Annotated in this window: 13 protein-coding genes and 1 tRNA gene; 5 read left to right on the top strand and 9 right to left on the bottom strand. The window is 53.9% G+C overall.

Translation table 11 applies throughout. From position 1 onward, the window contains the following. The first annotated feature begins 102 nt into the window (after positions 1-102). Complete coding sequence (locus tag RY075_RS16255) at positions 103-1341, top strand: Nramp family divalent metal transporter (RefSeq protein ID WP_003861343.1); 1239 nt, start codon at positions 103-105, stop codon at positions 1339-1341. 33 nt (positions 1342-1374) lie between these two features. Here the strand turns inward: RY075_RS16255 and ypeC are convergent, their stop codons facing one another. After that, complete coding sequence (ypeC, locus tag RY075_RS16250; protein ID WP_003861345.1) at positions 1375-1722, bottom strand: DUF2502 domain-containing protein YpeC; 348 nt, start codon at positions 1720-1722, stop codon at positions 1375-1377. A gap of 126 nt (positions 1723-1848) precedes the next feature. Beyond that, a complete protein-coding gene (mgrA, locus tag RY075_RS16245) occupies positions 1849-2847 on the bottom strand; it encodes an L-glyceraldehyde 3-phosphate reductase (protein WP_022651552.1) in 999 nt (332 codons plus the stop codon). A 186-nt stretch (positions 2848-3033) separates the two neighbouring features. Here mgrA and ipdC point away from each other — a divergent pair, with 186 nt between their 5' ends. Continuing rightward, positions 3034-4692, top strand: coding sequence for an indolepyruvate decarboxylase (ipdC, locus tag RY075_RS16240; RefSeq protein WP_232967511.1), 1659 nt, complete (start codon positions 3034-3036; stop codon positions 4690-4692). On the opposite strand, the gene RY075_RS16235 is transcribed toward ipdC, so the two are convergent. After that, positions 4693-5928, bottom strand: coding sequence for an ion channel protein (locus RY075_RS16235; protein WP_045343762.1), 1236 nt, complete (start codon positions 5926-5928; stop codon positions 4693-4695). A 205-nt stretch (positions 5929-6133) separates the two neighbouring features. Here RY075_RS16235 and glk point away from each other — a divergent pair, with 205 nt between their 5' ends. Then, the gene (gene glk / locus RY075_RS16230; protein ID WP_003861352.1) at positions 6134-7099 is read left to right on the top strand and encodes a glucokinase; all 966 of its coding nucleotides are present in this window, start codon (positions 6134-6136) and stop codon (positions 7097-7099) included. Positions 7100-7134: 35 nt separating this feature from the next. Here the strand turns inward: glk and RY075_RS16225 are convergent, their stop codons facing one another. Then, positions 7135-7866 (bottom strand): LytTR family DNA-binding domain-containing protein, encoded by a 732-nt coding sequence (locus RY075_RS16225; protein ID WP_023325009.1) that lies wholly within the window; start codon positions 7864-7866, stop codon positions 7135-7137. A gap of 13 nt (positions 7867-7879) precedes the next feature. Further along, positions 7880-9577, bottom strand: coding sequence for a sensor histidine kinase (locus RY075_RS16220; RefSeq protein ID WP_003861356.1), 1698 nt, complete (start codon positions 9575-9577; stop codon positions 7880-7882). A gap of 386 nt (positions 9578-9963) precedes the next feature. Between RY075_RS16220 and alaC the strand changes: the two genes are divergently transcribed. Beyond that, positions 9964-11199 carry an alanine transaminase gene (gene alaC, locus RY075_RS16215; protein WP_023314600.1) on the top strand — a complete coding sequence of 412 codons (1236 nt, stop codon included), beginning with the start codon at positions 9964-9966 and terminating at the stop codon, positions 11197-11199. 58 nt (positions 11200-11257) lie between these two features. Here alaC and ypdK read toward each other — a convergent pair whose 3' ends face one another. Both ypdK and lpxP read right to left on the bottom strand, forming a co-directional pair. Further along, on the bottom strand, positions 11258-11329 hold the full coding sequence (gene ypdK / locus RY075_RS16210) for a membrane protein YpdK (RefSeq protein WP_099458937.1): 72 nt from the start codon (positions 11327-11329) through the stop codon (positions 11258-11260). A 359-nt stretch (positions 11330-11688) separates the two neighbouring features. Continuing rightward, positions 11689-12609, bottom strand: a complete 921-nt coding sequence (gene lpxP, locus RY075_RS16205) for a kdo(2)-lipid IV(A) palmitoleoyltransferase (protein WP_086527955.1) — start codon at positions 12607-12609, stop codon at positions 11689-11691. A 268-nt stretch (positions 12610-12877) separates the two neighbouring features. Here lpxP and RY075_RS16200 point away from each other — a divergent pair, with 268 nt between their 5' ends. Next, positions 12878-14257, top strand: a complete 1380-nt coding sequence (locus RY075_RS16200; RefSeq protein ID WP_338627840.1) for a diguanylate cyclase — start codon at positions 12878-12880, stop codon at positions 14255-14257. A gap of 13 nt (positions 14258-14270) precedes the next feature. Here RY075_RS16200 and RY075_RS16195 read toward each other — a convergent pair. Together RY075_RS16195 and RY075_RS16190 are read right to left on the bottom strand one after the other, a co-directional pair. After that, positions 14271-14342 (bottom strand) — tRNA-Arg (locus RY075_RS16195). Between the two features lie 75 nt (positions 14343-14417). Then, complete coding sequence (locus tag RY075_RS16190) at positions 14418-15347, bottom strand: formate/nitrite transporter family protein (RefSeq protein WP_003861364.1); 930 nt, start codon at positions 15345-15347, stop codon at positions 14418-14420. Positions 15348-15632: the final 285 nt, after the last annotated feature.

Raw genomic sequence — 15632 nt, 5'->3', positions numbered from 1 at the left:
TGGCTATCAGAGAAATCATGTTAACCATTTTAAATGAACTTGATAATCATTCTCATTTTGATAGCATAAAACATAGCAAAGGCTATATTTCCAGAGGCAGAAATGACGAATAGTCGCGTAGAGAGTAGCAGCGGCAGAGCGGCACGCAAGCTGCGGCTCGCATTAATGGGACCGGCATTCATTGCCGCGATTGGCTACATCGATCCGGGTAATTTTGCGACCAACATTCAGGCCGGGGCCAGCTTCGGCTATAAACTGCTGTGGGTTGTGGTCTGGGCCAATCTGATGGCGATGCTGATTCAGATGCTCTCCGCGAAGCTGGGTATTGCTACCGGAAAAAACCTGGCGGAGCAAATCCGCGATCATTATCCACGTCCGGCAGTTTGGTTTTACTGGGTTCAGGCGGAAATTATCGCCATGGCCACCGATCTCGCCGAGTTTATCGGGGCGGCGATCGGCTTTAAGCTTATTCTGGGCGTATCTCTGCTTCAGGGGGCCGTGCTAACCGGTATCGCCACTTTCCTGATTCTGATGCTCCAGCGGCGGGGGCAAAAACCGCTGGAGAAAGTTATCGGCGGCCTGCTGCTGTTCGTCGCTGCCGCCTATATTGTTGAGCTGATTTTCTCCCAGCCGAATCTGGCGCAGCTGACGAAAGGGATGGTGATCCCGTCGTTACCTACTTCTGAAGCCGTTTTTCTGGCTGCCGGGGTGCTGGGGGCGACAATTATGCCGCACGTCATTTATCTACACTCTTCATTAACCCAGAATCTGCATGGCGGGACGAGTAAAGAGCGCTACTCCGCCTCGAAATGGGATGTGGCTATCGCGATGACCATTGCCGGATTTGTGAATCTGGCGATGATGGCCACCGCCGCCGCCGCGTTCCACTTTAACGGGCATACCGGGGTTGCCGATCTTGACCAGGCTTACCTGACGCTGGAGCCGTTGCTGAGTCATGCCGCTGCCACTATTTTTGGTTTAAGTCTGGTTGCTGCGGGCCTTTCATCTACGGTTGTGGGGACACTGGCCGGGCAGGTGGTGATGCAGGGGTTCGTACGTTTCCATATTCCGCTGTGGGTTCGCCGCTCGGTCACGATGCTGCCTTCCTTTGTTGTGATCCTGATGGGACTGGATCCGACCCGCATTCTGGTGATGAGTCAGGTGCTGCTGAGTTTCGGGATTGCGCTGGCGCTGGTGCCGCTGCTGATCTTCACCAGCAACAAATCACTGATGGGCGATCTGGTGAATTCGACGTGGGTGAAACGCGCCGGGTGGGCCATTGTGGTCGTGGTGGTGGCGTTAAACTTGTGGTTGCTGATAGGCACAGCCGCAGGCCTGTAAAAGAAAAAGGAGCCGGAAGGCTCCTTTTTGTTGTTAATGGTGATGGCCGTGACCGTGGCCTCTGCCTTTTCCGTGACCCCAGCCGCCACGGCGGTCGTCACGATCTTTCCAGCCTTCGCGGTAGCCGCGTTCGTAAGCCTTACGCTTATCCCAGCCACGGTGATAGCCGTTATCGTGTTTCCACCAGCGGTTTTGACGCCATTCATAATGGCGATGCCAGTAGTCACGGTCGCGCCAGTAGCCACCGTCCCAGTATCTGCCGTAGTCATCACGATCGCCAATTTGTAATTTAATCGATGGCAACAGGGTGATTTCGCCCGCATTGGCGACCAGCGGGGCCGAAGCCAGTAATACCGCTGCAAGAATCAGTGACCTGAACATACTCTTCTCCTTCACGATCGGGGCCGCTGTGCGACCTGTTAACGCAATTTTACGAGTTGGTAAACATTCGTTTCATCGCCTCAACTCCTAAATCATGAACGAGAGCACTTTTTGCTAAAAGTGTTTTTAATCTGAACTGGACAGGATCGTATCTATCGTCTTGAGCTCTTCTGCCGTGAACCGACAATTTTCAAGCACGCCTGCTGCATCATCAATTTGTCCGGTCTTGCTTGCGCCGATGAGCACGGATGTCACCGCATCGTGGCGCAGGATCCAGGCCAGTGCCATTTGCGACAGCTTTTGCCCCCGTTTTTCCGCCAGCGCATTCAGCTTACGTACCTTTTCCAGCTTTTTGTCGGTGATCTGTTCCGGATTAAGGAACTTACTGCCGCTTGCTGCGCGAGAATCCGCTGGGATGCCGTTCAGATAGCGATCGGTCAACTGTCCGCCCGCCAGTGGAGAGAAGGGGATACATCCCACCCCTTTTTGCTGCAACACGTCCAGCAACCCCTCTTCAGGCGCACGTTCAAACATGGAGTACTTCGGCTGGTGGATCAAACATGGCGTGCCCAGATCCTCCATTATTTCAATCGCCTGCCGTGCCATTTCTGCCGGGTAGTTGGACAGACCGATGTACAGCGCTTTGCCCTGACGCACCACATGGTCAAGCGCTTTCATGGTTTCACGTAGCGGCGTGTGTGGATCCGGGCGGTGGTGATAGAAGATATCGACATACTCCAGCCCCATACGCTTGAGGCTCTGGTCCAGGCTTGCGATCAGATATTTACGCGAGCCCCAGTCACCGTAAGGCCCGTCCCACATGGTGTAGCCCGCTTTAGTGGAGATGATCAGCTCATCGCGCCAGGGCAGGAAATCCTCCTGCAAAATGCGCCCAAAATTACGTTCGGCCGAACCAGGAGGCGGGCCGTAATTATTGGCAAGGTCAAAATGCGTAATACCCAAATTGAAAGCACGCTGTAAAAGTTGACGGCTGTTTTCGAGCAACGTCGCGTCGCCAAAATTATGCCACAGCCCCAACGAGATGGCGGGAAGCTTAAGACCGCTTTGCCCACAGCGGCGATATTGCATTGTCTGATAACGATTTTTGTCAGGCTGATAACCCATTTGTGAGACCTCTGGCGCTGGAAAGAAACATCCGTGTATACGTTTACACTAATCTGAAGAAAATGAGCATAGCGCAGCTTTTTTCGTAAAGCATTCTTTCCAGCCCCTGATTGTCGTCAATTCTGGACACGCTTCACGCTTATTTAATACTCAGAGTGAGGTCAACGTCAGAAGGACACTTATAATATGCGTACCCCCTATTGCGTCGCCGATTACCTGCTGGACCGACTAACAGATTGTGGTGCCGATCATCTGTTTGGCGTGCCGGGCGACTATAACCTGCAATTTCTCGATCACGTGATAGACAGCCCGGACATCTGCTGGGTGGGCTGTGCCAACGAACTGAACGCGTCTTACGCCGCAGACGGCTATGCCCGCTGTAAGGGCTTTGCCGCACTCCTGACGACATTCGGCGTTGGGGAGTTAAGCGCCATGAACGGTGTGGCGGGCAGCTTTGCCGAACATGTTCCCGTCCTCCATATTGTAGGGGCCCCGGGTATGGCGGCGCAGCAGCGAGGAGAGTTACTGCACCATACGTTGGGCGACGGCGAGTTCCGCCACTTCTATCATATGAGCGAACCCATCACCGTTGCGCAGGCGGTGCTTACGGAACAAAACGCCTGCTATGAAATTGACAGAGTCCTGACCACCATGCTGCGGGAGCGCCGTCCGGGCTATCTGATGCTGCCCGCCGATGTGGCGAAAAAAGCCGCTACACCTCCTGTAAGCGCTCTCACTGTTAACCCCGCACCGGCCGATTCAGCCTGCTTGCAGGCGTTCCGTGAGGCTGCCGAAAAGCGCTTGTCTACGAGCAAACGCACCGCGCTGTTAGCGGACTTCCTGGTACTCCGCCACGGTCTGCGCGCGGCCCTTCAGACGTGGGTGAAAGAGGTGCCGATGGCACACGCCACCATGCTGATGGGCAAGGGAATTTTTGACGAACGACAGAGCGGTTTTTACGGCACCTACAGCGGATCGGCGAGCGCCGCGCCGGTCAAAGAGGCCATCGAGGGTGCTGATACGGTGCTGTGCATTGGCACGCGCTTTACCGATACGCTCACTGCCGGATTTACCCACCAGCTTACGCCAGACCAGACGATAGAGGTTCAGCCTCACGCGTCCCGCGTCGGCGACGTCTGGTTTACGGGTATCCCGATGAGGGAGGCCATTGAAACGCTGACAGCGCTGTGTAAAACCTATGTTCGTGATACGCGAGCGCCATCGGATCACAGCGGCTTTTCGTTCCCGACTATTGAAGGGGCGCTGACTCAGGAGAGCTTCTGGCGTACCCTGCAAACGTTTATTCGCCCCGGAGACATTATTCTGGCTGACCAGGGGACGTCTGCTTTCGGCGCTATCGATCTGCGTTTACCGGCGGACGTGAACTTTATCGTCCAGCCGCTGTGGGGATCGATTGGCTACACGCTGGCGGCGGCGTTTGGCGCGCAAACGGCGTGTCCGAACCAACGCGTGATTGTCCTGACGGGCGACGGCGCCGCGCAGTTGACCATTCAGGAGCTGGGATCCATGCTGCGCGACAAGCAGCGCCCGATTATTCTGGTGCTTAACAACGAAGGATACACGGTGGAAAGGGCCATCCACGGGCCGGAGCAGCGCTATAACGATATTGCCCTCTGGAACTGGACGCAGATACCGCAGGCGCTGAGCCTGGCGCCTCAGGCAGAGTGCTGGCGCGTCAGCGAAGCGGAAGCGCTGGCGGAGGTGCTGGATAAAGTGGCACACCATGAGCGGCTTTCGCTGATCGAGGTCATGCTGCCGAAAGCCGATATTCCGCCGCTGCTGAGCGCGCTGACCAAAGCGCTGGAGGCGCGCAATAACGCCTGATTACCTGTCGTTTCGCCATGCCATCAGCATCGGTTTGCCCGCCAGCAGGAGCCAGGCGGGCAACATCACGATACAGAGCAGCGGCAGAAGCGTGGTATCCGGCACGACAACGGCCGCCATAAACAGGCTCAGCCACGCATCGCGCGTGACCACCAGTACCAGCCCCAGAATGGAGCAGGAGACGGTAATCGCCGCAGGGACAGCGTCAACGTGCTCATGCAGCATCAGCCCCAGCGCGACGCCAACAAATACCGCCGGGAAGATACGACCTCCCCGGAAACCACAGGCCGCCGCGACCACCAGCGCCGCCAGTTTCACCAGCGCGAACAGCAGATAATCTGAGACGCTGAAGACCTGGCTGAAGGCCAGCTGCTGCATCTCGTCCAGACCCTTAAACAGCGTAACCGTCCCGCCGATAGCGCCTAAAACGCCCAGAATAAAACCCCCCATGCCCAGAATCAGCACCGGATGCTTCAGCCTGTGCATCAGGCGATGCAGGCGAGGAAGACACCACACCGCGACCATCCCCAACGCAATGGCGATCGCGACGACGACGGCGCCGCTGAAAATATCGGTGAGTTGCATCTGGCCGTAGTGGGGAATGGAGAGTGAAAAATGGGGATGGAAAAACAGGCTGGTGGTGAGGGCTCCCGCAGCGGCGGCCATTAGCGGCGCGAAGAGTTTATCCCAAAGCGGCACCTCATGATCACTGCTGAGCGTTTGCGAAAAAATGAGCGCAGCCGCGACCGGAGTGCCAAACAGCGCCCCGATGGTGCCAGCGGAGGCCAGGATCGTCCAGTCCAGCGCGCCAACGCGCGGGAAAAGACGCGCCCCCAGAAAGACCGCCAGCGCGATATTCACCGCCATAATGGGATGTTCAGGCCCGAGGCTTACGCCGCCCGCAAGACCGATAATCAGCGCGATAATAAGCCCCGGCAGAGCAGAGGGAGAGACAGGGGCGCCAATCAAGGGTTCCAGTGCCGGGTCCGGCCCGGCATGGCCCGGGCTATAGCGGATCACCAGCCCTACGGCAATCCCGGTCAGGGTCAGCATCATCATGATCCAGCCCGGCGAGTCAATGCTGATGCCGAGTTTTACCGGAAGCGCGGTCCATAAAATCGTTTGCAGCACCGCCGCCACTTTCATGACGACGATGAGCACCAGGCTCGACGCCACGCCAATAATCAGCGCCGGGACAGCCAATAACAGCATGGTTCTGGCTCGCGGATGGAGCATGATGATTTCCTTGTACAAAACGGCTTAACGTTACTTTGCACAATCAGCATTGTGGCAATAGTGCAAAAGGTGCTGAAACGGTAAAGTTATTATGTGACGAAGATCGATAATCCATGGGCAGTCACCTTCTGGTCGTTGTTGTTATCACGCCTTGAATTTACAGTGTCCCAAAGATTTATTCTGACTTTAGCGGAGCAGTAGAAGAATGACAAAGTATGCTTTGGTAGGTGATGTAGGCGGCACCAACGCGCGCCTTGCCCTGTGCGATGTGAACAGCGGTGAAATTTCTCAGGCGAAAACCTATTCAGGGCTGGATTACCCAAGCCTGGAAGCGGTGGTTCGCGTCTATCTGGAAGAGCATAAAGTGAGCGTTGAAGACGGTTGTATCGCCATCGCCTGTCCGATCACCGGCGACTGGGTGGCGATGACCAACCACACGTGGGCCTTCTCAATTGCCGAAATGCGGAAAAACCTCGGCTTCTCGCACCTTGAAATTATCAACGACTTCACTGCGGTTTCCATGGCTATCCCAATGCTTAAACCAGAGCATCTGATTCAGTTCGGCGGTACGGCCCCGGTTGAAGGCAAACCGATTGCCGTTTACGGCGCGGGAACCGGTCTGGGGGTGGCGCACCTGGTCCACGTCGACAAACGCTGGGTCAGCCTGCCGGGCGAGGGCGGTCACGTGGATTTTGCGCCGAACAGCGAAGAAGAGGGCATTATTCTTGAGGAGCTACGCGCCGAGATTGGTCACGTGTCGGCCGAGCGGGTGCTTTCTGGTCCGGGTCTGGTGAACCTGTATCGGGCGATTGTCAAATCAGACGGTCGTCTGCCGGAAAATCTGCAACCGAAAGATGTGACCGAACGCGCGCTGGCCGACAGCTGTATTGACTGCCGCCGTGCTTTGTCGCTGTTCTGCGTCATCATGGGGCGTTTTGGCGGCAACCTGGCGCTGAACCTTGGCACCTTTGGCGGGGTCTATATTGCGGGCGGGATCGTGCCGCGCTTCCTCGATTTCTTTACCGCCTCCGGCTTCCGTGGCGGCTTCGAAGACAAAGGCCGCTTCAGGAGCTATGTCCAGGACATTCCTGTTTACCTGATTGTCCACGACAACCCAGGCTTACTGGGATCCGGCGCGCATCTGCGTCAGGTTCTTGGTCAGATCCTCTGACGCTCATTTCCCTCTCCTGCGGGAGAGGGAACGTGCTACAGGTGCATGAGCTGGCGGAACTCTTTCACTCTGCTGCGGCTTACAGGCACCTGAAAATCCAGATCCTTCAGCCGCAATATATAGGTGTTGTTAAACCAGGGTTCGATTTCGCGGATCTTGTTCAGGTTGACGCAGAACGAGCGGTGGCAGCGGAAGAAGTGGGCGGCCGGGAGTTTATTGCAGAATTCGGTGATGTTCATCGCCATGACGTAGGATTCACGCCGCGTATAGACAAATGTCATTTTTTCATGCGCTTCGGCATAGTAAATATCGTCGACAGGCGTGACGATGATCCGTTCGTCCTTCACCAGATTAATTGTGTCGTTTTCCCGCGCTACCGGGCTGGCACTGGCGGGTAAGGACTGCTGCTGCCACGCGGCTTCCAGCTTATGCAGCATGCTGATAATACGCGACTCCTGGTACGGCTTTAGAATATAGTCAAACGCCTCAAGCTCGAAGGCCTCCACGGCATGCTCTTTCCACGCGGTGACAAACACAATAAACGGCTTGTGGGCGAACTGATTGATATTTTGCGCCAGCAGGACGCCGTCCAGCGACGGAATATTAATATCGAGGAATATCGCGTCGACCCGGTTATGCTGTAAAAATTTCAGCACGTCCAGACCATCCTCAAAACAGCCAACAATCTCCATCTGGCTGTGGGTTTTGATAAGCCAGCTCAACTCCTGTTGAGCCAGAAATTCATCTTCTACGATGATGACTTTCATCTGTTACTCCGGCCTACGGCAACAAGGATATGGGGGCATTCACGGGCGTTCGCTCATTCGGAACATAAAAGGCAATTTCGGTGCCCGGCTCAAGGCGGTGAATATGCAGCCCGTCACCGTACAGCAGTTTGACCCGGTGATGCACATTCAGCAGTCCGATCTTGTTGCCTGGCATTTCGTTTGATTTGACGCGTTCGATAACTTTCGGATCGATGCCGTGCCCGGTATCGCGCACGGCGATACGCACGCGGTTACCGCTTTCCGTTACGCTAATTGTTACCACGCCTTTGCCTTTACACGGCTGAATACCGTGAACAATGGCGTTTTCCACCAGAGGCTGGATCAGCAGGCTTGGGATCACGCAGTTGACCTCTTCATCAATATCGTAAATGACCGTCAGCTTATCGCCAAAGCGAGCCTGCTCGATCGCGATGTAATCCTTGATTTGATACAGCTCTTTTTTGATGTCGATCTGCTCGTCGTCTTTTAGCTCAATGTTGTAGCGAAGATAGCGCGACAGATTAAATATCAGCTGCCGCGCGGTGTCCGGATTCAGACGGATGGAAGAGGAGATAGCGTTCAGCGCGTTAAACAGAAAATGGGGATTGATCTTGCTTTGCAGGGCGCGCAGCTCTGCCTTATTTGCCATCTCGCGCAGCTGCTCTGCACGCGAAACCTCTAGTTGAGTGGAGATGATCTGCGACAGGCCAATCGCCATCTCCTGGAGCGAGGAGGTGATTTGGTGCGCATGACAGTAGTAAATTTTCAGCGTCCCCGTGACCACGCCTTTTTCCCACAGCGGGATCACCAGCATTGAGTGGATCTCTGGCGTCCGGTGGGCTTCGTCATTGTTTTTAATGATGATTTTTCCGTAGTTAATCGCCTGTCTGGTGGTCGGGCTGATGGTGTCGTCGCTGTCGCGATAATTGTGCTCACCGACGCCAACGTAAGCCAGCACGTGATCAATATTGGTGATAGCGACCGCATCGGCATGAATATCACGGCGGATGATATCGCAAACCTGACGTAAAGATTCGGCGTTAACGTGCCGGAAAAGCGGCAGCGTCTTGTTGGCGATATCCAGCGCCAGCTTGGCCTGACGCGCGGCGCTGGCCTCTTTTTCGCCTTCCACGCTTTGCACCAGCAGCACGATAAAACCGATACAGACGCTCCCGAGGATCATCGGAATACCGATCTTCGAGACGATATCCAGCCCCAGCGCAACGGTTGGCGCCCAGACGATGACCAGGATCATGGTCAGCGTTTCGCAGACCATCCCCGCGATAATCCCCGCACGCCAGTGCTGCTTTTTCGGGATTTTGCGGTTAATCCAGCCCGAGAGCAGCCCGGCAATAATGCTGGTGATAAAGCAGGGAACTGCCGTCACGCCGCCAATATCAATCAGGTATCGATGGGTGCCAGCGATAATGCCTGTGATAATCCCGACCCAGGGACCAAAGAGGATCCCGCCCGACATGACGGCGATGATGCGCACGTTCACCAGCGAGCCTTCTACCGGCACCCCGGACCAGGTGCTGAACAGGGCAAACATCGAAAAGATAAACGTGACGGCCAGCAGCTCTTTTGGCGAATGGGCAGATTTATGCAACAGTTCGCGGAACAAGCGGATGCGGATAAGGAAAAAGAGACAGATCAGCATTAATGCCGCGCGGTCGAACACCGCGAGGAGCATATTGAAGATTTCGTGCACGGTCAGGCCTGGGAAAACGGGAAAAATCTATGATAGAAAACATAGGGCCTGATGACCAGCTATCCATCAGATTTATCAAATGGGGAAAAACCATAATTCTCAAAGGGGATTGCTGGCTTTTGACTGAAAGCCGGCGCTTTTCCGTTTGGGGAGAAACGTCAGGTAACGATACTGAAAATATTGTGTTAAATTGTAGAGCTTAAAACTGCCTGTTCGCGATAGGAGTTCCGCTTTTCACTGCAATCGCATTCCCGTTTTAGAGCAAAATATTGTTTTGCCGTTATCCTCTCGACAGCCTCTTTTTCTTCAGGTTATTTTCTAAGCATGCCACACGGGTGGCAGCGTCGCTCGGACGGTCCGGGCGCTAACGTGACTCTGAGGAATCTATGGCTGAATTCAGTCCTGAACGCCGTTTTACGCGTATCGATCGTCTCCCCCCTTATGTTTTCAATATCACTGCTGAACTGAAAATGGCTGCGCGTCGGCGCGGCGAAGACATTATCGATTTCAGTATGGGTAACCCTGACGGCCCAACGCCGCCGCACATTGTTGAGAAACTCTGCACGGTTGCCCAGCGTCCCGATACCCATGGGTATTCCACCTCACGCGGCATTCCACGCTTACGTCGGGCGATCTCCCGCTGGTATCAGGATCGTTATCAGGTCGATATCGATCCTGAAAATGAAGCGATTGTGACCATTGGCTCCAAAGAGGGGCTGGCCCACCTGATGCTGGCGACGCTGGATCACGGCGATACCGTACTGGTGCCGAATCCGAGCTACCCGATTCATATCTATGGGGCGGTGATTGCCGGGGCGCAGGTGCGTTCTGTCCCGCTGGTGGAAGGCGTCGACTTCTTTAACGAGCTGGAACGGGCGATTCGTGAAAGCTATCCGAAGCCGAAAATGATGATCCTCGGTTTCCCGTCAAACCCAACGGCACAATGCGTTGAACTCGAATTCTTCGAGAAAGTGGTCGCGCTGGCTAAGCGTTACGACGTGCTGGTGGTACACGATCTCGCCTACGCCGATATCGTTTATGATGGCTGGAAAGCGCCGTCAATTATGCAGGTACCGGGTGCCCGTGATGTGGCGGTTGAGTTTTTCACCCTGTCGAAAAGCTACAACATGGCGGGCTGGCGAATTGGTTTTATGGTGGGAAACAAAACGCTGGTGAGTGCCCTGGCGCGTATTAAAAGCTACCATGACTATGGCACCTTTACGCCGTTACAGGTCGCGGCCATCGCGGCGCTGGAAGGGGATCAGCAGTGCGTACTCGATATTGCCGCTCAGTACAAACGCCGTCGTGATGTGCTGGTAAAAGGGCTTCATGAAGCAGGCTGGATGGTGGAAATGCCTAAAGCCTCCATGTACGTCTGGGCGAAAATCCCCGAGCCGTATGCGGCGATGGGTTCTCTGGAATTTGCCAAAAAACTGCTTCAGGATGCGAAGGTTTGCGTCTCTCCAGGCATTGGCTTTGGTGACTACGGTGACACGCATGTGCGTTTCGCGCTGATTGAAAACAGCGACCGTATCCGTCAGGCAGTGCGGGGCATTAAAAGCATGTTCCGTGCGGATGGCCTGCTTGCAGCGAAGAGCGTTGCGGAACAACCCGAGTCGTAACAGACCCCAAAAAAAACAGGCGCCAACGGCGCCTGTTTTTTTGACTGCATTTTCTTAACTAGATCATCAGAGCAAACGTTCCGGCCCAAACTAAAACAATAACCGAAATGCCCATAAAGAAATATTTCACGTTTCATCGCTCCGCGTATCTTCCGGTACGCATTAAAAAAACAGAGTCCAACTGAGTATAGAGAGTTGAAATCATGCGAAAGGGGAAATCGGAATTATCCCGTTACGTCGCTAACTTCAGCTCTGAATTCTGTGCTTTCCTGTCGCCAGACGGCGCTAATGTACGCCTAAATTTCAGGAGTGACAAGAGGCATTTTTTTAAATAATTTCCTACACTTACGAGTGTCGTGGAACGGCGACAGTTTGATTTCGGTACGCAATAAATGCCTGTTGAGCGACGGTCGATAAAAGCCGTTACGCACTGTGATTACAGGTGTTTGAAAAGGTTAGTTTCTTAGCGAAACTAACCTTCGAAAGGGGTCAGATATAGAGTGAGGCTTCGCCCAGGGGACGGGTTTTAAAGCGGCGGTGCATCCACAGATACTGCTCAGGCGCACGCATAATCTCAAACTCAATCACCTTATTGATAAAGGTCGCGGCTTCACTCTCATCTTCAGGATAGTTCGCCATCTCTGGGGAGATATGCAGACGATAGCCTGACTTATCCGCTTTTCTGACCATGGTCACCGTCAACATCGCGGCGCCTGAGAGACGTGAAATCACAAAGGTACCGTTCGTCGTAGCGACATCTTTAACCGCAAAGAAAGGGGCAAAGCTGCTGCCTTTAGGACCGTAGTCCTGATCCGGGGCAAACCAGACTGCTTCACCTTTTTTCAGGGCGCCAACCATACCGCGCAAATTGTTACGGCTGATCATCGCCTTATTTGAACGCATGCGGCCCCGCGTTTGTACCCATTCCATCAGCGCGCTGTTATGCGGGCGATAGGTTGCCATCATCGGCTGACAAAGGCCCATAACGCGGCCACCCAGCTCAAGCGACATAAAATGCACACCCACAACCATCACGCCGCGGTTTTGCATCTGGGCACGTTTCAGGTTATCCAGACCTTCCACGTCAAACCATTTACGGACACGCTCGTCTGGCCAGAACCAGGCCATACCGGTTTCAAGCAGCGCCATACCGATAGATTTAAAGTTTTCCGCAATCAGCGTTTCGCGCTGCTGCGCATTGTAATGCGGAAAGCAAAGTTCGAGATTTTTTCGGGCAATGGACTCACGACGCTTAAGGAAGTGACGCGATGCGCTGCCGAGCTTCGAACCCAGGAAACGGATCACGGGATAAGGAAGTTGAACCAGCAGCCAAAGTACGCCAAGGCCAAACCACGTAAACCAGTAGCGCGGGTGCAGAAACGCCCGCTGAAATTTGGATTGAGACAAAATAGTGGAACCTATGTAAAGCCTGTGAAGGTAGCGCAGACTTCGCGATACCACGTGCCATTAAGACCGTAGGACGAGGTCATGGTTGCAGGCTTTACCGTTCTTTACGACGTTGCCTGGCCATTGCTGACTTGGGTGGGCGGCATAATGTAGCACCGTTATACATTATGAGCTATCACTCGTTTTTGTTTAAAAAAGCGGCAATTGCGGAGTGGTTTGATTTTGCTATTGTTAAATCTGCGTTCCCGCATGCCTCCTGAAGGTGCAGACCATGGAAACCTACCTGCAAACGGTGAAAGAAGAATGGGTGAAGCTAATTAATGAAACCGATCCCGATGTGCATCGGCTTGCGACTGAGCTTGCCAGGGACAACGCAACGCCCCTGGTCGCTGAATTCTATCGTGTTGTGCTGGCAGATCCGTCGGCAGCTGAATTCCTGACCACCGAACAGGTGGAGAGGCAGCTTCAGGAGGCGCTTCGTCGCTGGCTTATTGATGTGCTCTCATGCCGTGTGGAGCAGGTTGAAGAGCAGATGCGGGCGCAGCAGCGCGCTGCGGATGTTCATGCCCGTATTGGTATTTCGGTTGATTTAGTTGAAATGGGCTTCCGTGTTCTGAAAAAGCTGCTGTTACCTGTCATTACTACCAGCGCCCATTCGCCTGAGGTGAAGCTGCATATTTATCACTACGCGATTAACAGTATCGATCTGGCCATGGAAGTGATGTCGCGGGCCTATGTATTTAGCGAGAACAATGCGGCGAAAGAGGACGAAAATTACCGCATCTTTTCCTTAATGGAGAACGCAGAAGAGGAGAAGGAGAGACAGACCGCGGCGCTGCTGTCATGGGAAATGGTGCTTCTGTATAAGATCACGCTTAATTCCAGTATCGGCAACAGTCTGCCGCTTGGGCAGTCTGAATTTGGACTGTGGTTTAGCCATAAAGGTCGGCACTATTTCAGCGGGATCGCTGAGGCTGGTCATATCTCTCGTCTGATTCAGGAGTTCGATGACCTTTTTAACGAGGTCCGTCTTTCAGGGCAGGGTCTGAGTGATAAAGCGCAGCGGGATAAATTCTTGCAGCGAATGCGTAATACGCTCTCGCAAATCATCACGCTTTTGCGCGAACTGTTTAACGAAGTGTCGCGACACGAGGTGGGGGTTGATGTCCTGACCCGCCTGTTGAATCGCCGTTTCCTGCCAACCATCTTCAAACGCGAAATCCTGCACGCCACCCGGGCGGGAACAAAGCTCTCGACGCTGCTGATTGACGTCGACAAATTTAAACAAATCAACGATACCTGGGGGCACAATACCGGGGACGAGATCCTGCGAAAAGTCTCCGGCGCGTTCTACGACAACGTGCGAACCTGTGATTACGTTTTTCGCTACGGCGGCGATGAATTTCTGATTGTGCTAACGGAAATCTCAGAGGTGGACGCGCTGCGAATCGCCGAGCGTATCCGCAGGCGGGTGGAAAAAATCAAGGTTAACTCCCCAACCGGCGATATTATCCCGCTCTCCCTCTCGATAGGCGTGGCGATGTTCAACGGGCATCCCGATTACGAGCGATTGATTCAGGCGGCGGATGAAGCCTTATACGGCGCGAAACGGCGTGGCCGAAACTGCGTGGAGCTTTGGAAGGGGGCGTAAGGAAAGACAGAAGTGTCCCCTGCAGGAATCGAACCTGCAACTAGCCCTTAGGAGGGGCTCGTTATATCCATTTAACTAAGGGGACGAAGCGGCAAGAGTATAGCGTTATTTACACTTTTCGTTAAGCGCATTGCCGCCTGACTGGTCAAAGAGTCACCGTTCACGCCGATTTTTCGGCAGTTTTATCCTTTTTTTCCTGAGCCTTAAGCTCGGCCTTACGCTTGTTGGACATGTCGTTACGGATTTGCGCATGGCTCAACAGCGCAAAGATAAAGGTCCCGCCACAAATGTTGCCTGCGAGGGTTGGCAGGGCGAACGGCCAGAAAAAGTCGCTCCAGTGGAGTGTGCCGTTAAATACCAGATAAAGGATTTCAACGGTTCCGACAACAATGTGCGTGGTATCGGCGAGTGCGATAAGCCAGGTCATCAGGATAATCACCACGATTTTCGCGCTGCCCGCTGAGGGGAACATCCACACCATAGTGGCGATGATCCAGCCGGAAATTATAGCATTAGAGAACATTTCAACCGGCGTGTTTTTCATCACATCCATGCCAATTTTCACAAATGCGTCGCGGGTCGGTTCATCAAATATTGGCATATACTCGAACGCCCAGGCGGCTATACCCGTACCGATGAGGTTCCCCAGCAGCACGACGCTCCACAGGCGCATCAGTAAACCGAAATTACCGAGGGTCGGATTTTGCATGACGGGCAGTACGGCAGTGACGGTATTCTCCGTAAAAAGCTGCTGTCTCGCCATAATGACGATAATAAAGCCGAACGTGTAGCCTAAATTTTCCAGCAAAAACCCGCCCGGTACGCCTTCCAGCTGAACGTGAAATATCCCTTTGGCGAGCAAAGAGGCGCCCATTGACAGACCGGCTGCAATGGCTGACCACAGCAGGGCCATCGCGTCGCGCTCCATCTCTTTTTCCCCGTCCTGGCGAATATGCTCATGAATAGCCATGGCGCGTGACGGCAGGCGATCTTCATCGACTTCTATCTCTTCTCCCCGGTCTTTCTCCTCACTTTCAATCTCAAGTTCTTCATTGTTCTCGCCAATTTTTTCTTCGTTAATGTCTTTCATAACAGCTCCTTCGGGGTAATTGCTCATTTAAGCGTAGCGGCTTTTAGCGCCTTGCCCGTGGGGATGCTCTTAAATTGCTGTAAATGGCAATAAAGGTGAGACATCTCTTTCAAAGCCAATATAAAATTGCCAGCGAAACGAATTCTGAAAGACAGGCTATGCTGAAATTAGCGTGATGACGCGAGCGGGTCGTCATTGTCCTCGTAGACATCGGTAAGCGTGCTGTTACAATCACTTGCACGTTTCAGGCGGAGCATCACCGGCTCCGTCACAGATGGCATTCAA

The organism is Enterobacter sp. JJBC (assembly GCF_036936505.1).
Lineage (GTDB): Bacteria > Pseudomonadota > Gammaproteobacteria > Enterobacterales > Enterobacteriaceae > Enterobacter > Enterobacter hormaechei_C.
This window is presented reverse-complemented; position numbering and strand designations above follow the sequence as displayed.